Source organism: Roseateles microcysteis (assembly GCF_036880965.1).
Taxonomy (GTDB): Bacteria; Pseudomonadota; Gammaproteobacteria; order Burkholderiales; family Burkholderiaceae_C; genus JAUASW01.
On the sequence record NZ_JBAJMV010000001.1, the window covers coordinates 639325 to 660415 of the forward strand.

Sequence of the window (21091 nt, forward strand, 5' to 3'; positions counted from 1 at the left end):
CATGTCGGCAGCCCTTGCGTCCATGAAAAAGCCCCGCGGGCGCAGGGCCGGCGGGGCTTCGGGGCAGAGTGAGTAGCGAGGCTTACTTCAGCGAAGCGAGGCGTTCCTTGGCGGCTTTGGCCGCTTCGGTACCTGGATAGGTCTTGATCAGGTCTTCCAGGCTGCGCCTGGCGCCCTTCACGTCCTTCAGGTCGGCCTGGCAATTGGCCAGCGTCAACGCTGCATCGGGCGCACGAGGATGGTCCTTGGCGGCGGCGATGAAGGCCTTGAAGCTGACGATCGCGTCCTTGCAGTCGCGGTTGCCGTACTGGGCAATGCCCAGCGAGAAGCGCACCGAGTCGGCATAGCCGCTGGCTGAATAACGTCGCAGGAAGGACTGCAGTGCAGCCTCGGCTTCGGCGAAGTCGCCGCGCTTCACGAGGCCGGTCGCAGCATCGTATTGGCGACGCTCTTCCGGGTCGACCTGGAAGTCCTTGCCATCGAGCGTGACCTTCTGCGGCTCCAGCGGACGCAGGCGCGATTCGAGCACCTGTACCTGCTCGCTCAGCTTGCGCTGCGTGTCCGAGAGCTCGCGGGCGAGCTGCTCGTTCTGGCCGCGCAACTTGGCCACCTCGGAGCGCAAGGCTTCGATCTGGCCATTCAGATCGAGGATGCTGCGCCGCAGGGGCAGCAGCATCTCGTTCATCTGCGCGCTGAGGGCGTCGATCTTGGCCTTCTGCGCCTCGTCGTTCTGCTTGACTTGGGCGCGCAGGTCCAGCACGGCCTTGCGTGCCTCGTCATCGGCAAACAGGGCTGCCTGAGCGGGCAGCCAGGCGAAGGCGGCCACGAGGGCCACCAGTGCGGATGCGCGCCGGATCATCACTTCTTGTCCATCAGTTCAACGCGGCGGTTCTTGGCCCAGGCTTCTTCGGTGCTGCCCTGAACGGCGGGGCGCTCCTTGCCGAAGGAAACCGGCTCGACGCGGTCAGCCGCCACGCCCAGCAGGCTCAGCGACTTGGCCACAGCTTCGGCACGCTTCTGGCCCAGGGCCAGGTTGTACTCGCGGCCACCGCGCTCGTCGGCGTGGCCTTCGAGGTTCAGGCGCACGTTCTTCGAGACACCCAGGCGCTTGGCATGGGCTTCGACCACGCCGCGGTAGTCGTCCTTGACCACGTAGCTGTCGAAGTCGAAATAGATGACGCGCTTGTCGGAGACGGCGGCGGTTTGCTCGGCGTCGATGTCGATGCGCTGGACCTTGGGCTCGGCGACCGGCGTGGGCGTCGCAGGCTTGGCCTCGGCCGGCGGCGGCGGAGTGCGGGTCTCGATCTTCGGCGGCTCATCGAGCTTCACCGGCGTGCTGCAGCCCACGAGAGCGGCGGCGGCCAACAGCGCCAACAGAACTTGGCTTTGCTTCATCATCTTCTTCATTTCATTCGCTCCTAGGAGTACGTCGTCGTTGAAACTTTGGGGAGGAAAGGGAACGGTCACTCAACGGGTGAACGGTCCCCAGGTGGGTGTGCGCATGTCTGCCGTGCTGGCGATCAGCTTGGCCTTGATCTTGCCGTCCAGCGTGGTGGTCATCAAGACATCACGGCCGGCCGAGCGCGTCGCATAGACCAGCAAACGGCCATTGGGCGAGAAGCTGGGGCTTTCGTCATCGAGGGTGTCGGTGATCTGGTTGACCGTGCCGCTGGCAAGGTCCATCACGCAGAGCTTGAAGTTGCCACCCGTGCGCGTGATGTAGGCCAGCGTGCGGCCATCCGGGCTGACGTCCGGGCTGATGTTGTAGCCGCCGACGAAAGTGACCCGCTCGACGCCGCCGCCGCTGGACGACATGCGGTAGATCTGCGGCGCGCCGCCACGGTCGGAGACGAAATAGATTGAACGGCCGTCAGGCGAAAACACCGGTTCGGTGTCGATGGCCGAGCTCTGCGTCAGTCGACGCGGATCACCGCCGGTGCGATTGACGATGAAGAGCTGAGAACCGCCCTCGCGCGACAAGGTCATCGCGATCTGCGAGCCATCGGGCGAGTAGGCGGGTGCGCTGTTGGTGCCCCGGTAGGCAGCCACTTGGCGACGAGCACGGGTGAACAGGTCTTGCGTGTAGATCACTGCCTTGCGTGCCTCGAAAGACACATAGGCCACCTCACGGCCATCCGGCGACCATGCAGGCGAGATGATGGGTTCGTGGCTGGTGAGCGCTTCCTGGCCGCCCTCGCCGTCCGAGTCCGAGATGATCAGCTTGTAGCGCGAGCCAACCTTCGTGACATAGGCCAGCCGGGTGGCAAACACGCCGCGCTCGCCGGTCAGCTTCTGATAGATCCAGTCGGCTATCCGGTGGGCACCGACGCGAACATCGTCCGGCGCAACCAGGTGGCTCTCGCCGCCCAGGTCCGCACCCTTGACCACATCCCAGAGCTTGAAGCGCAGGTCGATGCGGCCATCCGCCAGGCGGGTGGCCGAACCGCCGGCCACGGCGTCCACGTTGCGGCCGCGCCATTCGCTGAAGGCCGGTTGGCTGGTTTCGCTCAGGCCTGCCGGCGCATCGACAACCCGGAACTGGCCGCTGCGCTCAAGGTCGGCACGCACGATGGCGGCAACGGCCTGGCCGGCCACAGATTCATTCAGGAAACTCGGGATCGAGATCGGCATCTGCGTCGTGCCGACGCCAGCGATCTCGACGCGGAACTGAGCCCAGGCCGGCAGTGCCAGGCCGGAAGCGACAGTGGCAGCCAGCAGGTTGCGGCGGGTCAGCGGGGTGTTCGAGGCGGCGTTTGACTGGTCAGGCATGCGCATGGGTTGGGTGGCAGCGAAGCAGATATCCCTTGTCCTGGAGGCCGTTATTCTGCCTCACCCGCAAGAGCATCCCGGCGCAACCCCGCACATGCCTGTAAAAGATGGTGGTCCCAGAGTCGCCAAAGTCTCGCGGAACAAGGTCCACATGGGCGAAATGCGCACACCCGGAAACTCTGGCAGTTGGGACCTGACACTAGAGCAGCACGATGTCGTAGTGCTCGGTCTGGTTGGTCGGCTCGGCCGACAGCGAAATCGGCTTGCCGATGAAATCCGACAGGCCAGCCAGGTGCTGGCTCTCCTCGTCCAGCAGCATCTCGACCACATTGGCGGCGGCCACGACGCGGAACTCCTTGGGCGAGAACTGGCGCGCCTCGCGCAGGATCTCGCGCATGATGTCGTAGCAGACCGAACGTGCCGTCTTGACCTGGCCGCGGCCTTCGCAGGTCGGGCAGGGCTCGCACAGCATGCGGGCCAGCGATTCGCGGGTGCGTTTGCGCGTCATCTCCACCAGGCCAAGCTGCGTGAACCCGCCCACGGTCACCTTGGTGCGGTCGCGGCTCAACTGCTTCTTGAATTCGCTCAGGACAGAAGTCTTGTGCTCCTCGCGCGTCATGTCGATGAAGTCGACAATGATGATGCCGCCCAGATTCCTCAAGCGCAGCTGGCGCGCGATGGCGCCGGCCGCTTCGAGATTGGTCTTGAAGATGGTGTCGTCGAAATTGCGGGCACCCACGAAGCCGCCGGTGTTGACGTCGATCGTCGTCATCGCCTCTGTCTGGTCGACGATCAGGTAGCCACCCGACTTCAGGTCCACTCGCCGGGCCAGCGCGCGGTCCAGCTCGGCATCGATATTGTTCAGGTCGAAGATCGGCCGCTCACCCTTGTAATGCTCCAGCTTGGCCGTGGCCGCCGGCATGTAGACCTCGCCAAAGCCCTGCAGCACATCGAACTGCAGCTTGGAGTCGATGCGGATCGAGCCGGTGCGGTCCGTCGTCAGGTCGCGCAGCACGCGCTCCACGAGGCTCAGGTCCTGATGCAGCAAGGTACCCGGGGGCGAGCGGAAAGAACGCTCGCGGATGGTCGCCCAGGTCTTGCGCAGATAGGCGATGTCAGCCGCCAGCTCTTCGTCAGTCGCGTCTTCGGCATTGGTGCGCAGGATGAAGCCACCGCCGCCGCCCTCCTCGGCCTTGCCCACAAGGGCCTGCATGCGCGCACGCAGCTGCTCGCGGGTTTCGGGCGAGCCGATCTTCTGCGAGATGCCGATGTGCTCGTCCTGCGGCAGGAACACCAGCATGCGCCCGGCAATGCTGACCTGGCTGGAAAGCCTGGCGCCCTTGGTGCCTATCGGGTCCTTGATCACCTGCACGGTCAAGGCCTGGCCCTCGAAGACCAGGCGCTCGATCGGCGTCGGCACGCCCGCCTCGTTGTGCGGCGCGCGGCCATGGTTGTTGCCGTTCACGTGCAGGTCGGCCACATGAAGAAAGGCGGCGCGCTCCAGGCCGATATCGATGAAGGCGGACTGCATGCCCGGCAACACGCGGGCCACCTTGCCCGAGTAGATGTTGCCGACCAGGCCGCGCTCCAGCGTGCGCTCGATGTGCAGCTCCTGGACCGAGCCGTTCTCGACGACGGCCACCCGCGTTTCCTGCGGCGACCAGTTGATCAGAATGTCTTCCATGTCTTCACAGACCCCAAGGTTCCAGCAACTGTGCCGTCTCGAAGAGCGGCAGGCCCATGATGCCTGAGTAAGAGCCGGCGATGTGCGAGATCCATGCAGCGGCTTCGCTCTGGATCGCATAGGAGCCAGCCTTGCCGAAGGGCTGGCCGCCGTCCACATAGCGCTGCAGAACCGCTTGCGACACCGGCGCGAACTCGACTTCGGAAACGCTCAATCGCGCATCGCGGCGTGCGCCCAGACCCACCGCGACACCGGTGATCACTCGGTGGCGGCGGCCGGCCAGGCGCGTGAGCATGGCCAGGGCTTCTGCCGCATCGACGGGCTTGCCAAGGATGTCGTCGTCGATGGCCACCGTCGTGTCCGAGCACAGCACCGGCGCCGGCGGCAGGCCGCGGCGCTCCAGGCGCTGCAATGCAGCGTCGAGCTTCAACTGGGTCACGCGCTGCACATAGGCCTCGGGCTTCTCGCCGGGGAGCACCGCTTCGAGCGCTTCAGCGTCTTCCTCTGCCGTGGGCAGCAGCAGCTCCAGCTTCACACCGATCTGCTCCAGCAGCTGGCGGCGGCGCGGGCTTTGCGAGGCCAGGTAGAGAAAGTCGAAGGAGGTTGCTGACGGAGAGGCGCTCATTCTCGGTGGTAGGGATGGTTGACCATGACCGTCCAGGCCCGGTACAGGCCTTCCGCCAGCAGGACGCGTGCGAAGGCGTGAGGCAGGGTCAGGTCCGACAGGCGCAGGGTCTCGTCGGCCGTGGCCTTCAGGTCGGGGTGCAGGCCGTCGGGCCCGCCGATGATGAGCGCCGCGTCGCGCCCCTCGCCCATCCAGAGTTTGAGCCTCTCGGCGAGCTGCATCGTGGTGCGCTGGTGCCCGCGCTCATCCAGGATGATGCGGCGCACACCCTTGGGCAACGCAGCCTCGATGCGCTGCGCTTCGGCCGCCATCATCTGCTCGACCGACTTGCCGGCGCCACGAGGCTCGGCCTTGACCGCCTTCAGCTCGAGCTTCAGCTCGGGCGGAAAGCGCTTGGCGAAGTCCTCGTAGGCCGTGTCAGCCCAGGCCGGCTGGCGCTGGCCGACGGCAACAAGCCAGAGCCGCATCTACAGAATCAGCGCGCCGACTTCTTGGCGGGCGCTGCCTTCTTGGCTGCTGGCTTTGCTGCGGGCTTGGCCGCCACGGCGGTCTTGCGGCCCACGGTCTTGGTGACGGCCTTCTTGGCCGGTGCAGCCTTCTTGGCTGCGGGCTTGGCGGCGCCGACCTTGATCGTCTTCACCGGCGCTTCAGCCGCCACGCGGGTGGCTGGCGTGCGCGCGGCGGGGGTACGGGTAGCCGGTGTACGCGTGGCTGGCGTGCGGGTTGCGGGTGTACGGGTTGCGGGCGTCTTGGCAGCCGTCTTGCCTGCGGGCTTGCGCAGCGGCGGCTTGGCTGCGGCGACCTTCTTGGCCGCAGGCGCTGCCTTCTTGGCAGCCGGAGCCGCCTTCTTGGCCGCAGCCGTCTTGGTGCCGGTGACCTTGGAGGGCGCTGCCGACGGTGCCGTCTTCTTGGCTGGCGCCTTGCCAGCATTCTTCTTGGCAGGCTTGGCTGGTGCTTCGTCTTCCGGCTCGGAAGCCTTTACCAGGCGCACTTCGCCGTCGCCCAGCTTCAGCTTGACCGGCTTGCCGCCCCAGATTTCTTCGAGGTGGTAGTAGTCACGGATGGCAGGCTGCATCACGTGCACGACGGCGGCACCGCAGTCCACGATGATCCATTCGCCGTTGTCTTCACCTTCGGTGCGCATCACCTGCATGCCGCGCTCCTTGACCGTCACCCGCACGCTGGAGGCCAGTGCCTTGGTCTGGCGGTTGCTGGTGCCCGAGGCAATGATCACGCGCTCGAACAGCGGCGACAGATGCTCGGTATTGAAGACCTGGATGTTCTGGGCCTTCACGTCTTCCAGACCATCGACGATGGCGCGCTGCAGCTTACGAATGTCCATTCAGTGACTCACTCTCTGTAGAGGCGGTGCCGGGAAATATAACCCGCGACCGCGTTGCCCACCATGGGGCGGATGTCCTCGCCACGCATCACTTTTTGACGCACGGCTGTGGCTGAATGCTCCATGGCCGGCAATGCCAGCTTGAAGCTCTGATGGGGGGTGACCTGCAGTTCCGGTGCTGCCTGGATGGCTTCGCCGGCACGGGCCGCCACGGCAATCGTGGCACGCTGCAGGATCTCGGGCCAGTCGCGCCAGGTGTTCAAGCGGGCGTACTGGTCCTGGCCGATGATGAGGAAGAGCTGCTCGCCCGGGTGATTCGCTGCTCTTTCGCGCAGGGTCTCCACCGTATAGCTGGCGCCGGTTCGGCGCATTTCGCAGTCGTCCAGTTCAAAGCGCGATTCATCGTCGATCATCAGCTCGACCATGGCGCGCCGGTGTTCGGCCGGGGCCAATTGTCGCCCAGCTTTCTGCCAGGGCTGGCCGGCGGGTATCCAGAGCAGTTTGTCGAGCTTCAATTCGGCCAGCGCGCAGGCCGCCAAGGCCCGGTGCGCCAGGTGCGGCGGATCGAAGCTGCCGCCGAACAGCCCGACCCGCGGCGCCAGCATCAAGGGCATGTCAAAGCCACAGATGCGTGGCCGGCTCGTCGGCCCAGTCACGGGGGCGCAGGAAGTCCGAATAAAGCTTCGCCTCGGGCGAGCCCTCTTCCGGTTGCCAGTCGTAACGCCACTTCACCAGCGGCGGCATCGACATCAGGATGGCCTCGGTGCGGCCACCCGACTGCAGGCCGAACAGCGTACCGCGGTCGAACACCAGGTTGAACTCGACATAGCGGCCGCGCCGATAGGCCTGGAAGTCGCGCTCGCGCTCACCATAGGCATAGCCCTGGCGGCGCTCGACGATCGGCAGATAGGCCGGCAGGAAGGCATCACCCACCGAGCGCATCGTGGCAAAGGCCGCTTCAAAGCCGCCCTCGGCGTAATCGTCGAAGAAGACGCCGCCCACGCCGCGCGGCTCGTTGCGATGCTTCAGGAAGAAGTACTCGTCGCACCAGGTCTTGAAGCGCGGGAACAGATCCGCTCCATGCGGCGCCAGCGCCTCGCGGCAGGTGCGATGGAAATGCTGGGCATCACGCTCGAAGCCGTAGTACGGCGTCAGGTCCATGCCGCCGCCGAACCAGACGACCGGCTCACGGCCAGCCGGCAGGGCCGCAAACATGCGCACATTCATGTGCACCGTCGGCACAAAGGGGTTCTGCGGATGGATCACCAGCGAAACGCCCATGGCCTCGAAAGGCGCGCCCGCAAGTTCGGGGCGATGCTGGGTGGCCGACGGCGGCAAGACCCGGCCCCGCACATGCGAGAAATTGCAGCCGCCGCGCTCGAACACCGCACCGCCCTCGATCAGGCGCGAGACGCCATCGCCCTCGAGCCGGCCGCCAGGCTCGCGCTGCCAGCCGTCGCTGATGAATTCACCGCCATCCGCCGCCTGCAAGCCGGCAATGATGCGCTGCTGCAGGTCGAGCAGATAGCTGCGTACTGCTTGGGTTTCCATGCTCAGGTCCTCAGCTTGACCGGCCCGGCCAGCTCGGGCCGCTTGCCGCGATAGGGCGCCAGCACCTTGGCGAACAGGGCGAAGTCCTTGTCCGGGTCGCCGCTCAGCTCGACGAAGTCGGTCAGGCCCACGGTCTTGGTCGCGAAGTCGAAGTAGGCCAGGCCCACCGGCGCCTGCGCCTGTACGGCGACATGGTAGGAGCCCGAACGCCAGCCGCTCACCAGCGAGCGCGTGCCCTCCGGCGCCACGGCCAGCCAGAAAAGTTCCCTGTTGGCGCGCGCCGCCTTCATCTGGTCTGCGGTGTTGCCGACCAGGCCGCTGGCATTCGCACGGTCCACCGGAATGCCGCCGATACCGCGGGCCCAGGGGCCCAGCAGCGGGATCTTGAACAGGCTGTCCTTGCCCCACCAGCGCGCCTGGATGCCGAAGGCCCACTTGACCAGCACGCCGAGGATGAAATCCCAGTTCGAGGTGTGCGGGTAGACCATGATCACGCCCTGCCCGGCTGGCAGGCCTTCATAGCGCAGCGTCCAGCCGGCCATGCGAAGAATGCCTTGCGCGATGCTGCTGCCAGGCGCCTTGAACTCGGCCTTGCCGGCGATCAGGCGGGGCAACTCGGGGTTCGTCGTGCTCAACGCTTGACCGCCCGATGGCCGATGTCCTGCCGGTACTGCTTGCCGGCGAACTGGATGCCGCTCAGCGCCTCGTAGGCATGCTGCTGCGCCGTCTTCACCGATTCGCCCAGGGCCGTCACGCAAAGCACGCGGCCGCCGCTGGTGACGAGCGTGCCGTCTTTGTCAGCCGTACCGGCATGGAAGACCATGGCGTTGTCGGTTTCAGCCGGCAGACCGGTGATCGCGTCGCCCTTGCGTGGGTTGAGCGGATAGCCTTCGGCCGCCAGCACCACGCCCAGCGCCACGCGGCGGTCCCATTGCAGCTCGACCTGGTCGAGCGTGCCATCCGTGGCGTGCAGCATCACCTCCAGCAGGTCGCTCTTGAGCCGCATCATGATGGGCTGGGTTTCCGGATCGCCCATGCGGGTGTTGAACTCGACCGTGCGCGGCTGGCCGTGGCTGTCGATCATCAGGCCGGCATAGAGGAAGCCGGTGAAGGGAATGCCGTCTCGGGCCATGCCGGAAATGGTCGGCATGATGATCTCGTGCATCACCTTGGCATGCACGTTTGGCGTGACCACCGGTGCGGGCGAGTAGGCGCCCATGCCGCCGGTATTCGGGCCGGCATCGCCGTCCAGCAGGCGCTTGTGGTCCTGGCTCGTTGCCAGCGAGATCACGTTCTTGCCGTCACACAGCACGATGAAGCTGGCCTCCTCGCCTTCGAGGAACTGCTCGATGACGACGCGCGCGCCACCTTCGTTGTGCACCACGCCGAGCTTGTTGTCCGCGAGGATCCAGTCGATGGCTTCATGCGCCTCGGTCAGCGTCATCGCGACGACCACACCCTTGCCCGCCGCCAGGCCGTCGGCCTTGATGACGATGGGTGCGCCCTGTGCATCCACATAGGCGTGGGCGGCCGCAGCGTCGGTGAAGGTGTCGTAGGCAGCCGTCGGGATGCCGTGGCGCTTCATGAAGTCCTTGGCGAAGGCCTTGCTCGATTCGAGCTGCGCGGCCGCCTTGGTGGGGCCGAAGATGCGCAGGCCGCGCGCGCGGAATTCGTCCACCACCCCGGCAGCCAGGTAGGCCTCGGGGCCGACGACGGTCACCGAAATCTTCTGCTCGACAGCGAAGTCGGCCAGCGCCTTCACGTCCGTCAGCGGCACGTTCTTGAAGCGGACGTCATGCGCCGTGCCGCCATTGCCTGGCGCCACATAGATCTGCGAAACACGCTCGCTTTGCGAGAGCTTCCAGGCCAGCGCGTGTTCACGCCCGCCGTTGCCAATGACCAGAACTTTCATGCCGACCTCCGCAGGGCCGCCCCAAGGAGGGCGAACGCCCCCGCGGGGGGCAGCAAGTGACAACTTGCGTGGGGGCTCATGCTTCTATGCTCGCGTTGTGATACAGGGCCTGGGTGTCGTCGAGGTCTTCCAGCATGTCCAGGAGCTTCTGCATGCGCTCGGCGTCCTCGCCTGACAGCTCGATCGTGTTTTCCGGGCGCATCGTCACTTCGGCCACGTCGGCGGTGAAGCCTGCAGCTTCCAGCGCGTTCTTGACGGCTTCGAACTGAGTCGGCGGCGTCAACACCTCGATGGCGCCGTCGTCATCGGTGATCACATCGTCGGCACCGGCTTCCAGCGCGACGTCCATGATCTTGTCTTCCGAGGCGCCGGGCGCGTAGATCAGCTGGCCGCAATGCTTGAACTGGAAGGCCACTGCGCCCTCGGTGCCCATATTGCCGCCGTACTTGCTGAACATGTGGCGCACTTCGGCCACGGTGCGCACGCGGTTGTCCGTCATCGTGTCCACGATGATGGCCGCGCCGCCGATGCCATAGCCTTCGTAGCGGATTTCCTCGTAGCTCACGCCCTCGAGGTTGCCCGAGGCCTTGTCCACGTTGTACTTGATGCGGTCCGCCGGCATGTTGGCGGCCTTGGCCTTTTCAATGGCCAGACGCAGGCGCGGATTGGCGCTCAGATCGGCACCGCCCTGACGGGCCGCGACGGTGATTTCACGGATGATGCGGGTCCAGACTTTGCCGCGCTTTTCGTCTTGGCGACCCTTGCGGTGCTGGATATTGGCCCACTTCGAATGACCTGCCATCTTGGCTTGCTCCTGGCCTGCATATTGGTTGGATAGACTGCGATTTTAGTTCCGACATCACATCGCCTCGGCGATATGAGTCTTCTCTGAGCCGCAAGCGCCTTAGTTCCGACATCACATCGCCCCGGCGATATGAGTCTTCTCTGAAGTGCAAAGCGCTATAGCCCCCCGATCTGGAGCTCTCCCGATGGCCGATCCAATCCTGCTGGCGCGCAACGCCGCCACCGAATGCCTGCTGCTGCCCCAGTTGGCCAACCGACATGGCCTGATCACCGGGGCCACCGGCACCGGCAAGACCATCAGCCTGCAAAAGCTTGCAGAGTCCTTCAGCACGCTTGGCGTGCCGGTCTTCATGGCCGACGTGAAGGGCGACCTGACCGGCATTTCACAGGTCGGCACGCCCTCCGAGAAGCTGCTGGCCATCCTCAAGGAACGGGGCATCGAGCCGCCCGCCCGCGCCGCCTGCCCGACCACGCTGTGGGATGTATTCGGCGAGCAAGGCCATCCGGTGCGCGCCACGGTCTCCGACATGGGGCCACTCTTGCTGGCACGCATGCTGGCCCTGAACGAAACCCAGGCCGGCGTGCTGCAACTGGTGTTCAAGATCGCTGACGACAACGGCCTGCTGCTGCTGGACCTGAAAGACCTGCGCGCCATGCTGCAGTACGTGGGCGACAACAGCAGCCAGTTCACCACCGAATACGGCAACGTCTCGGCCGCTTCCATCGGCGCGATCCAGCGCGGCCTCCTGCAGATCGACGCCCAGGGCGGCGACAAGTTCTTCGGCGAACCGATGCTCAACATCGCCGACCTGATGCAGACCGAGAGCGGTGCCGGCGTCATCAACATCCTGGCCGCCGACAAGCTGCTGGCCTCGCCGCGCCTCTACGCCAGCTTCCTCCTGTGGATGCTCTCCGAGCTGTTCGAAACCCTGCCCGAGGTGGGCGACCTGGACAAGCCCAAGCTCGTCTTCTTCTTCGATGAGGCCCACCTGCTCTTCAAGGATGCGGCGCCGGCCCTGGTCGAGCGCATCGAGCTGGTTGTGCGCCTGGTCCGCTCCAAGGGCGTCGGCGTCTATTTCGTGACCCAGAACCCGCTGGACATTCCCGACTCCGTGCTCGGCCAGCTCGGCAACCGGGTCCAGCATGCGCTGCGCGCCTTCACGCCGCGCGACCAGAAGGCGGTCAAGGCCGCCGCCGAAACGATGCGGGCCAAGCCGGGGCTGGACATCGAAACCGCGATCACCGAGCTGGCCGTGGGCGAAGCCCTGGTCAGCCTCCTGGACGAGAAAGGCCGGCCCAGCATCACCGAGCGGGTCTTCGTGCTGCCACCGGGCAGCCAGATCGGCCCGATCAAGCCCGAGCAGCGCCAGGCCCTGATCCAGAGCTCGCTGGTGGCGGGCGTGTACGAGAAGGCAGTGGACCGCGAATCGGCCTACGAGAAGCTCAAGGGCAAGCCGGCGGCGGCTGCGCCTTCGGCTCCGAGCGCCGGCCCCGCCGCTCCGCCGCCATCGATGCCCACGCCAAGCACTGCCCAAGTCCCGACGGACGATGGCGGCGGCATGCTTGGCGGCCTGAAGGACGTGCTCTTCGGCTCGACCGGCCCGCGCGGCGGCCGGCGTGAAGGGCTTGCGGAAGCCGCCGCCAAGTCGGCCATGCGCTCGATCGGCTCCTCGGTAGGCCGAGAAATCATCCGTGGCGTGCTCGGCAGCATCCTCGGCGGCGGAGGCAGCCGGCGCCGCTGAGGCCCCCGCTCGCGCCGCATCGGCGGCGTTTCGCACCCGGCCTGAACCCTTGGTCGCAGCCGCATGGCGGGGCGGCGACCAGGGCCTCAGCATTCAAGCCTGTCAACACGCAATACACAGGAAGCGCCATGCAAACTGCCGCCATCATCCTCACGCACATCCCCGTCTGGGTCTGGGCCATCCTCGCCTTCCTGGTCCTCATGGGCTTGCGCCTGAGCCGTGAGCGACGCATGTCCAGGCTGCGTCTGATGCTGGTGCCGGCGATCTTTCTGGCCTATGGCGCCTGGGGGATCGAAAACACCTTCGGCTTTGCAGCCACGCCGATCCTGGCCTGGGGCGCCGGCCTGCTGACCAGCCTGACCCTGGTCCGCTGGAGCGGCTGGCCCGGGCGCGCCCGCGTCGAGGGCGGCCAATACGTGGTGCCCGGCAGCTGGATCCCGATGGGCCTGATGCTGGCCATCTTCGTCGGCAAGTTCATCCTGGGCATGGGCCTGGCGATGAACCCCGCGCTGGCCCTGCAGACCGACGTGGCCATCGGCTTCAGCAGCCTGTTCGGTGCGCTGAGCGGCGCCTTCCTCGGCCGCACGCTGAACATACTTGGCCTCGGCCGCACCAACGCCCAAGCGGCCTTTGCATGAAGAACATCCACACGCCCTGGGCCGAGCGCAGCCGCGAGGACTGGCTGCGCTGGGCCGCCTGGCAGATTGGCACCGTTGCCGCAGCCGCCACAGCCGTCACCATCGGGCTGGTGCTGCTCTTGCAACAGCCCGTGGGCATCACCGCGGTGTTCTGCTTCTGCATCGCCGCCGGCTGCTCCGTTGCAGTGCAAGCGATGCGCCGCGGCGTCGAGCTCTTTTGCGAGCACCTGCTGCACAGGCCGGCGCCCGCCTGGCTGCGCGAGGTCCTCAGCCTGGTGCTGGGCACGATGATCGGCTACACCATTGGCAACGAGCTGGCAGTGCTGTTGACCGGCATCCAGAACAGCGGCATCTTCGATGTCAGCCTGCGCCGCGCGGTGACCATGGTGTTCATCGCCATCGTGCCGGGCGCTGCGATCACGCTGTTCTTCGTCGGCCAGAGCCGCATCGCGAATGCCGAGACCCAGGCCCAGCAAGCAGCCCGCATCGCCGCAGAAACGCAATTGCGCCTGCTGGAGTCGCAGCTTGAACCGCACATGCTGTTCAACACGCTGGCCAATCTGCGCGTGCTGATCGGCATGGACCCGGCCCGGGCCCAGGCCATGCTGGACCAGCTCATCGCCTTCCTGCGCGCCACCCTGCAGGCCTCGCGCAGCGGCAGCCATCCCTTGAGTGCCGAGTTCGCCCGACTGAGCGACTACCTGGCCCTGATGCAGGTGCGCATGGGCTCGCGCCTGCGGCCCGCTTTCCAGCTGCCGGCCGAACTGGCCGGGCTGGAGATTCCGCCGCTGCTCCTTCAGCCGCTGGTCGAGAACGCGATCAAGCATGGGCTGGAGCCGCATGTGGAAGGCGGCGAGCTCGTCGTCCGCGCTGAGATGCAAGGCCAGGTCCTGCTGCTGCAGGTGCAGGACAGCGGCGCCGGCCTTTCAGCCACACCCGATGCCGCCGGCACGGGCTTCGGTCTGCAGCAGGTACGCGAGCGCCTGGCCACGCGCTACGGCCCGAGCGCCAGCCTGGAAATCAGCCCTGCCCCCGGTGGCGGCACGCTTTGTTCGATACGGATTCCACAGCCATGAAGCCCATCACTGCCCTGATTGCCGAAGACGAAGCCCTGCTGGCCGAGAACCTGCGCCAGGAGCTGGCCAAGCTCTGGCCGGAGCTGCAGATCGTGGCCCAGGTGGCGCACGGCCAGGCGGCGGTCGATGCGGCCCTGGCCCACAAGCCGACCCTGTGCTTCCTGGACATCCGCATGCCCGGCATGACGGGGCTGGAAGCCGCCGCAGCGCTGACCGAGGACTGGCCCGAGGGCGAGCCCTTCCCCAAGCTGGTCTTCGTCACCGCCTACGACCAGTACGCCTTGCAGGCCTTCGAGCATGCGGCGGTCGACTATGTGCTCAAGCCCGTGCAGCCCGAGCGGCTGGCACAGACGGTCGCCCGGCTCAAGGAGGCCCTCGCACCCAAGCAGGACGATGCCTTGCAAGCCGCCGTCCAGCAATTGCGTGGCCTGCTCAGCGCCGCGCCGGCCGCAACTGCCGCCCAACCCTTGCGCCTTCTGCAGGTCAGCGTGGGCAGCAGCATCGTGATGGTGCCGGTGGACGAGGTGATTTTTTTCGAAGCGGCCGACAAGTACGTGCGCGTCATCGTCACGAGCGGCAAGGAGCATCTGGTGCGCATCTCCCTGCGCGAACTTCTGCCCCAGCTCGACACCTCACGCTTCTGGCAGATTCATCGCAGCATCGTGGTGCGCAGCGATGCGATCGAGCGGGCGGTGCGCGACGAAGCCGGCAAGCTCAGCCTGCATCTGCATGGCTGCAAGGAGCGGCTGGGCGTCAGCCGCATGTATGCCCATCTGTTCAAGGGCCTCTAGCCTAAGAGCCCTGTGTGCCCTGGTAGGCCTGCTGCAGGAGTTGCTGTGCCTTGAGGATGGTTGGATCGGTGCTGGTCTTGGCGCTGGTCGTGCGGCTGTTCGACAGCTTGGTGGCGGCGCTCAGCAAGGCGTCTTCCTGCTTCTTCAGCGCCGTCAGTCGGTTGCCGAGGCTGCTCAGCGCTGAAGTGAGCCGGCTCGAGCTGCTGAGCCCACCCTCGGCCAGCTTGCCCACGGCCGCGCCGAACTGCGAGAGCGCGCCCGTGACACCCTTGCCGTTCGCGGCCAGCGCCGTCTTGAGGGCGGCGGCATCCAACTTCACGGTGCCGTCCGCCTGCGCCCTGATGCCCAGTGCATGCAGGGTGGGCGGTGCCGTGCGCTGGTTCAAGGCACGGCGCAGATCGCCCAACAGGGTGCTGCTGCCCAGGTTCGACCCGCCTTGGGCGAAAGCCTCGCGCGCGCCGGAAGTCGCGCTGTTGTAGTCCGCCGCGAAGGCCTCGAGCGCCGACTGGACGGCGGCCGGCGTGCTGCCGGAACCGAGCTTGCCCAGGCCGCCGGCCGTGCCGACCAGCGAGGCCAAGGCCGATTTGTATTTGCCAAGCACCGACAGCGAGGTCGCCGTCGATTGCTCCTGCGCCACCACGCGCTCGCGTGCCTTGGCCAAGGCCGGTGAGATCTTGCTCAGGCTGTCGGCGCTCAGAGTGGTCTTGCTCGAGCCGGCTTGCGACAGCGTGCTGTCGCCGCGGCCGACCAGGCCGGAAAGGCTTTGCAGGTCCATGGGTTTGCTTGTCCAATGCCAAGGCTTCAGGGTAGCCCCAGAGGGCGCCGCCAGCGGCCGGAAAAGCCGCGCCAAGCCCTGCCTGATCCACCGGCGCCGTCCAATGGCCACTGGCGCCCTGCCTTGTCCATTCGTCACATTTCCCGGGCCGGCCGGGCCGGCGCGCCGCAGAATTCGTTCCATACCAGACCAACATCCAGGAGCGAGAAATGAGCAGCAACGAGCAAAGCCTGAGCAACACCACCACCACAAGCGCCGACGACGAACTGCACATGCTGGCAAAGCGCCGCGTGGACCAGAAAATGGGCTTCTACACCCACGCCCTGGTCTATGTGCTGGTCAACCTGGGCCTCTATGTGCTCGGCCATGCCGGCAGCGACTGGGGCTGGGGCCATGGCCGCTGGCACTTCGTGCCGATGGTGCCCTGGGGCATCGGCCTGGCGATCCACGGCATCGTCACCTTCGTGTCACTGCAGGGCGGCGATCTGCGCCAGCATCTGATGGACAAGGAACTCGAAACCCTGCGCCGCCGCCAGCAGCGATAATTCGTGCCCAAGCAAATTGCACAGCCCCGGACCGGCGCCGGGGCGCCTCTATGTCCCATACCAGCGACGACGCCAAGCCCGTCAGCAACAACTTCCTTCGCGCCATCATCGAGCGCGACCTCGACGCCGGCCTGACCCAGGGCCGCAAGTTCGCCGGCACGCCCGGTGACGCGGCCCACCACGAGGGCGGCCAGGTCGACCCGGCCAGGATCCGCACCCGCTTCCCGCCCGAGCCGAACGGCTACCTGCACATCGGCCATGCCAAGAGCATCTGCCTGAACTTCGGCCTGGCACGCGACTACGGCGGCATCTGCCACCTGCGCTTCGACGACACCAATCCGGAGAAGGAAGAGCAGGAGTACGTCGACGCGATCAAGGAGATGGTCACCTGGCTGGGCTGGGACTGGAACGCGGGTGGCACCTCGCACCTGTTCTTCGCCAGCAACTACTTCGACTTCATGTACCGCGCGGCCGAGTACCTGATCGAACAGGGCCTGGCCTATGTGGACGAGCAGACGCCCGACGAGATGCGCGCCAACCGCGGCGACTTCACGACGCCCGGCAAGGACAGCCCGTTCCGCAGCCGCACGCCGCAAGAGAACCTGGCGCGCTTCCGCGAGATGCGTGATGGCCAGCATGCCGACGGCGCCATGATTCTGCGCGCCAGGATCGACATGGCCTCGCCGAACATCAATATGCGCGACCCGGCCCTGTATCGCATCCGCCGCGCCACCCATCACAACACCGGCGACCAGTGGTGCATCTATCCGATGTACACCTTCGCCCACCCGATCGAAGACGCGCTGGAGCGCATCACGCACAGTCTGTGCACGCTGGAGTTCGAAGACCAGCGCCCGTTCTACGACTGGCTCTTGAACGCCTTGGCCGATGGCGGCCTGCTGGCCCGCCCGCTGCCGCATCAATACGAGTTCGGTCGCTTCAACCTCTCCTATGTGGTCACCAGCAAGCGCAAACTGAAGCAGCTGGTGGACGAGCAGCATGTGACCGGCTGGGACGACCCACGCATGCCCACCCTGGTCGGCATGCGCCGCCGCGGCTACACGCCGGAGGCCGTGCGCGCCATGGTCGAGTCCACCGGCGTGACCAAGACCAATGCCTGGCTGGAATACTCGGTGCTCGACGGCTATCTGCGCGCCGACCTGGAAGGCAAGGCCGCGCGCGCCAGCGCGGTGCTGGACCCGGTGAAGCTCAAGCTCACCAACTGGGTCGAGCTGTTCGGCAGCGCCGAGCACAAGGAAGCCTGCCACGCCCCGGCACATCCCCATGTGCCTGAACTGGGCACGCGCAACTTCACGCTGGGCCCCGATGTCTGGATCGAGCGCGAAGACTTCCAGGAAGTGGCGCCCAAGGGCTACCACCGTCTGTATCCGGGCAACAAGGCTCGCCTGAAGTACGGCTACATCGTCGAGTGCACGGGCTGCGAGAAGGACGAGAACGGCAACATCACCGCCGTGCTCGCCACGATCGTTCCGGACACCAAGAGCGGCACGCCGGGCGCCGATTCAGTGAAGGTCAAGGGCGTGATCACCTGGGTGAGCGCGCATGAAGCGATTGCCGCCGAGGTGCGCCTGTACGACCGCCTGTTCACCGAAGAACAGCCGGATGCGGGTGGCCGCGATTTCCTCGAGGTGCTGAACCCGGGCAGCAAGAAGGTCGTTACAGCGTACCTGGAGCCTTCCTTGTCTGCTGTGGCTGCGGATACCAAGTTCCAGTTCGAGCGGCATGGCTACTTCGTGGCCGATCGTGTGGACCACAGGGCAGGCAAGCCGGTGTTCAACAAGATCACCGGCTTGCGGGACAACTTCACCAAGTAGGGCTCGCGTGCAGTAGCGCCTGCTCTCGGCACGTTGCGGCCGTTCGCGAAGCCACGTCGGGAGAGCGTTGCACGGCAACCCGGGCAGCCGCACGGCTCAGGCAAGGGGGCCGGCCTTGCAGGCCGACTCCCCTGCGCTGCTCGCAACTCGGGGCGGCACGCAACTCGCTCCACTCACTTCGTTCGTGCCGCTCAGACAGGGCGTGCCAAGTCAGTCGTTGAGGCACGCTGCGCGTGCTGCCCCCGAGCCGCTGTGCTGCTCGGCCCCTTGCATTCACCGCGCAGCTGCCCGGGGTCACCGTGCAACGCAGCGCCGCGTGGGGGTGTTTGCTCGCAGGCAACGACCTCTCGCCGGCACAGGCTGGCCCCGCTGCCGGGCGATTTGTGCGCGGCCGAGAGCGCAGCAGCACGGGCCGGGCGTGCGCAGCACGCTTCAACAACTGACTTGGCGCGCCCTGTCTGAGCGGCACGAACGAAGTGAGTGGAGCGAGTTGCGCGCCGCCGGCCCGTGATGCGAGCACCGAGGGGAGTTGGCCGCGAGGCCAACCCGCGCACCATGAGCCCGGTGGCGGGGCCAGCCTGTGCCTACCGCCCGACCTCTGCAAGCGCGAAGCGAACGGCCGCAACGTGCCGAGACACGTCACCAAGAGAAACGGCGCCTTCGGCGCCGTTTTCAATTCATAAGCCCACTTTCCCTCAGGGCTTGAGGTGGCGGACGAAGAAGTCCGTCTGCGTCTTGGCCAGATGCAGTCTCGACTTGCGGCCGGCGATGCCGTGGGCTTTGCCCGGGTAGATCGTCGTCTCGAAGATCTTGCCTTCGTTCTGCAGGGCTTCGATCAGCTTGAGTGAGTTCTCGAACAGCACGTTGTCGTCGGCCGTGCCGTGGATCAGCATCAGTGGCTTGGACAGGTACTTGGCGCGCGGGATCAGGTTGGCTTCGGCATAAGCCGGTGCCTTGCCGCCCTGCGGGTCGATGCCGAGATAACGCTCCGTGTAAGCCGTGTCGTAAAGCGTCCAGTCCGTCGGCGGTGCGCCGGCAAAGGCGGCGGCGAACGGTGTGTCGGTGTCCAGCATCGAACGCGCAGCCAGGAAGCCGCCGTAGGACCAGCCGGTGAAGCCGATGCGCGCCGGGTCGACCGAAGGCACCAGCTTGGGCAGCTGGCGAACCGCGGCGAACAGGTCGGCCACTTCGATCTTGCCGATGGCGCGGTAGTGCGCATGCGTGAAGTCGCGGTCACGGTTGGCCATGCCGCGCGTGTCCACCGTCATCACGCCAAAGCCCAACCGCTGCCAGTAGGCTTCAAGCGCCATGCCACCGCTGTAGCGCCAGCCCACCGAGGCGCCATGCGGGCCACCATAGGCCTGCACGATGACCGGGTTCTTGCCCGAGGCCGAGGCCTTGAGCGGCGGCGAGTAAGTGGCGTTGAGCGGCGTCTTGCCATCGGCAGAAATGATGTCCAGCACCTGCTGCTCCGGCACGATGCGCGCGAGGAGCGGGTCGGCAGGGCTGCCCTCGACTTCGATCGGCGCGGCCTTGCCGTCAATCGAGATCACGCGAGTGGTCGGCACCTTGCCCCAGCTGGATTCGCTCATCAGCAAACGCTGGCAGCTGCTGTCGCCCGACGCGCCGCGGGTGCGGCGCGGCTGACCGGGATCGATCATCCGGGTCTTGCCGTTCAGGTCGGTCTCGAACAATTCCTTGCCGCGGCCGCGTTCGGTCACGCCGGAAAAGACGATGCGCTTGTCAGCGGCACAGACGACGCCGGCCACCATCTCGGGCTGCTGCGTCAGTTGCTTGACCGCGCCGCTCACGCGGTCCAGCAGCCAGAGCTGGCGGCGGCCACTGCGCTCGCTGGACCACAGGAGCGCCGGATGGCCGGACAGCTTCATCGCCGGCAGTTCACGCAAGTCGTTGTGCAGCTCGACCCAGGCCGGGTCGCGCTCGGAGAGCACGGTGCGCGCCTTGCCGCCATCGAACTCGACCAGGTCCAGTCGCGTCTGGTCGCGGGTCAGCCATTGCAGCCAGGGCTTGCCGTCGGCAAACCAGCCAGCACGGGCGATGTACTCGGCTTCGGTCGGCAAGGGCAGCGGCGTAATGCTGCCGCTCGCCACATCGATGTTCAGGGCGCGCAGCTTGGCGTTGGGCTGACCGGCGCCGGGATAGCGCTGCTCGGTCATCGCGGTGCGGTCCGCAAAGATCTGCGCGCGCACCTTGATCGGCACCGGGCTTTCGTCCACTTCGATGGCAAGGACAGCCTTGCCGTCCGGCGACCACCAGAAGCCCTTGTGGCGGTCCAGCTCTTCCTCGGCGATGAACTCGGCCAGGCCGGTGCTCATGGTCTTGCTGCCGCTCAAGGTCAGGCGCTTGGCGCCGCCTTCGTTCAGCGACTGCACATACAGGTCGCCGCCCTTGACGAAGGCAACCTGGCGGCCGGCCTTGTCGCACTGCGGCTCACGGGCCGGGTCGCCGCCGGCTTCGGTCAGCTTGCGTGACTTCGGCGCAGCGTCGCCATTGAGCTCAACGGCATACAGCGCGCCCGACATCGGCACCAGGAGGCGCTTGTCATCCTCGCCGCACCACTGATAGCTCAGGATGCCGCTGCCCTGGATGCGACGGCGCTCCAGCGCCATCTTTTCGGCCTCGGTGAGCTCAGCCTTGGCGCCGCCGATCAGGTCGGACATCGCCAGCAAGCGACGCGGCTTGCCTGCGGGCAGCGGCTGGCCCCACAGTTCCATCACTTCGCTGTCGGCCTCCGAGGGCTGCAGAAAGGTCAGCCACTGACCAGCCGGCGACAGGTTTGCCGCACGCGGCAGCCGGCCCGCCAGCGGCGGATCGGCATAAATGCGGTCCAGGGTGAGTTCATCGGTGGCGGCAGGGGCCGCGACCAGGGGCGAGACGCTGGCGGCCAGGGCGGCGGCCAGCAGGGTGAGGGTCAGGGGTTTGCGCATGCCGCATGCTAAATGCAGCAGCCGCCGCAAGCCATGGGGTCCTCACCCAATGAC

Annotated in this window: 20 protein-coding genes; 6 read left to right on the plus strand and 14 right to left on the minus strand. The window is 66.4% G+C overall.

Annotation, left to right across the window (positions count from 1 at the left end):
• Nucleotides 1-82 precede the first annotated feature (82 nt).
• From ybgF to V3596_RS03010, 12 genes are all read right to left on the minus strand, one after another.
• A complete protein-coding gene (gene ybgF / locus V3596_RS02955; protein WP_334276099.1) occupies nt 83-859 on the minus strand; it encodes a tol-pal system protein YbgF in 777 nt (258 codons plus the stop codon).
• The gene (gene pal / locus V3596_RS02960; protein WP_334276100.1) at nt 859-1407 is read right to left on the minus strand and encodes a peptidoglycan-associated lipoprotein Pal; all 549 of its coding nucleotides are present in this window, start codon (nt 1405-1407) and stop codon (nt 859-861) included. The genes ybgF and pal overlap by 1 nt, the downstream gene beginning before the upstream one ends.
• A gap of 60 nt (nt 1408-1467) precedes the next feature.
• Nucleotides 1468-2775 (minus strand): Tol-Pal system beta propeller repeat protein TolB, encoded by a 1308-nt coding sequence (tolB, locus tag V3596_RS02965; protein WP_334276101.1) that lies wholly within the window; start codon nt 2773-2775, stop codon nt 1468-1470.
• Nucleotides 2776-2968: 193 nt separating this feature from the next.
• Nucleotides 2969-4453, minus strand: coding sequence for a ribonuclease G (gene rng / locus V3596_RS02970; RefSeq protein WP_334276102.1), 1485 nt, complete (start codon nt 4451-4453; stop codon nt 2969-2971).
• Nucleotides 4454-4457: 4 nt separating this feature from the next.
• Complete coding sequence (locus V3596_RS02975) at nt 4458-5078, minus strand: Maf family protein (RefSeq protein WP_334276103.1); 621 nt, start codon at nt 5076-5078, stop codon at nt 4458-4460.
• On the minus strand, nt 5075-5545 hold the full coding sequence (rlmH, locus tag V3596_RS02980) for a 23S rRNA (pseudouridine(1915)-N(3))-methyltransferase RlmH (RefSeq protein WP_334276104.1): 471 nt from the start codon (nt 5543-5545) through the stop codon (nt 5075-5077). Before rlmH ends, V3596_RS02975 begins: the two co-directional genes overlap by 4 nt.
• 8 nt (nt 5546-5553) lie before the next feature.
• Nucleotides 5554-6420 (minus strand): ribosome silencing factor, encoded by an 867-nt coding sequence (gene rsfS / locus V3596_RS02985; RefSeq protein ID WP_334276105.1) that lies wholly within the window; start codon nt 6418-6420, stop codon nt 5554-5556.
• A gap of 8 nt (nt 6421-6428) precedes the next feature.
• Complete coding sequence (gene nadD, locus V3596_RS02990) at nt 6429-7034, minus strand: nicotinate-nucleotide adenylyltransferase (protein ID WP_334276106.1); 606 nt, start codon at nt 7032-7034, stop codon at nt 6429-6431.
• A gap of 1 nt (nt 7035) precedes the next feature.
• The gene (hemF, locus tag V3596_RS02995) at nt 7036-7971 is read right to left on the minus strand and encodes an oxygen-dependent coproporphyrinogen oxidase (RefSeq protein WP_334276107.1); all 936 of its coding nucleotides are present in this window, start codon (nt 7969-7971) and stop codon (nt 7036-7038) included.
• A 2-nt stretch (nt 7972-7973) separates the two neighbouring features.
• Nucleotides 7974-8606, minus strand: coding sequence for a 1-acyl-sn-glycerol-3-phosphate acyltransferase (locus V3596_RS03000; protein WP_334276108.1), 633 nt, complete (start codon nt 8604-8606; stop codon nt 7974-7976).
• Entirely contained in the window at nt 8603-9883 is a 1281-nt protein-coding gene (gene purD, locus V3596_RS03005) for a phosphoribosylamine--glycine ligase (RefSeq protein WP_334276109.1), read from the minus strand. Before purD ends, V3596_RS03000 begins: the two co-directional genes overlap by 4 nt.
• Nucleotides 9884-9959: 76 nt before the next feature.
• Nucleotides 9960-10685, minus strand: a complete 726-nt coding sequence (locus V3596_RS03010) for a YebC/PmpR family DNA-binding transcriptional regulator (protein ID WP_334276110.1) — start codon at nt 10683-10685, stop codon at nt 9960-9962.
• Nucleotides 10686-10872: 187 nt separating this feature from the next.
• On the opposite strand from V3596_RS03010, the gene V3596_RS03015 reads away from it, so the two are divergent.
• From V3596_RS03015 to V3596_RS03030, 4 genes are all read left to right on the plus strand, one after another.
• The gene (locus V3596_RS03015) at nt 10873-12429 is read left to right on the plus strand and encodes a helicase HerA-like domain-containing protein (protein ID WP_334276111.1); all 1557 of its coding nucleotides are present in this window, start codon (nt 10873-10875) and stop codon (nt 12427-12429) included.
• Nucleotides 12430-12557: 128 nt separating this feature from the next.
• Nucleotides 12558-13067: a DUF6622 family protein gene (locus V3596_RS03020; RefSeq protein ID WP_334276112.1), complete on the plus strand. Its 510-nt coding sequence runs from the start codon at nt 12558-12560 to the stop codon at nt 13065-13067.
• A complete protein-coding gene (locus tag V3596_RS03025; RefSeq protein WP_334276113.1) occupies nt 13064-14143 on the plus strand; it encodes a sensor histidine kinase in 1080 nt (359 codons plus the stop codon). Before V3596_RS03020 ends, V3596_RS03025 begins: the two co-directional genes overlap by 4 nt.
• Entirely contained in the window at nt 14140-14934 is a 795-nt protein-coding gene (locus V3596_RS03030) for a LytR/AlgR family response regulator transcription factor (RefSeq protein ID WP_334276114.1), read from the plus strand. Before V3596_RS03025 ends, V3596_RS03030 begins: the two co-directional genes overlap by 4 nt.
• A 1-nt stretch (nt 14935) precedes the next feature.
• On the opposite strand, the gene V3596_RS03035 is transcribed toward V3596_RS03030, so the two are convergent.
• Complete coding sequence (locus V3596_RS03035; protein WP_334276115.1) at nt 14936-15709, minus strand: flagellar hook protein; 774 nt, start codon at nt 15707-15709, stop codon at nt 14936-14938.
• Between the two features lie 209 nt (nt 15710-15918).
• Between V3596_RS03035 and V3596_RS03040 the strand changes: the two genes are divergently transcribed.
• Both V3596_RS03040 and V3596_RS03045 read left to right on the plus strand, forming a co-directional pair.
• On the plus strand, nt 15919-16254 hold the full coding sequence (locus V3596_RS03040) for a 2TM domain-containing protein (protein WP_334276116.1): 336 nt from the start codon (nt 15919-15921) through the stop codon (nt 16252-16254).
• 50 nt (nt 16255-16304) lie between these two features.
• Nucleotides 16305-18089 (plus strand): glutamine--tRNA ligase/YqeY domain fusion protein, encoded by a 1785-nt coding sequence (locus tag V3596_RS03045; protein WP_334276117.1) that lies wholly within the window; start codon nt 16305-16307, stop codon nt 18087-18089.
• A 695-nt stretch (nt 18090-18784) separates the two neighbouring features.
• On the opposite strand, the gene V3596_RS03050 is transcribed toward V3596_RS03045, so the two are convergent.
• Complete coding sequence (locus tag V3596_RS03050; protein WP_334276118.1) at nt 18785-21037, minus strand: S9 family peptidase; 2253 nt, start codon at nt 21035-21037, stop codon at nt 18785-18787.
• Nucleotides 21038-21091 lie beyond the last annotated feature (54 nt).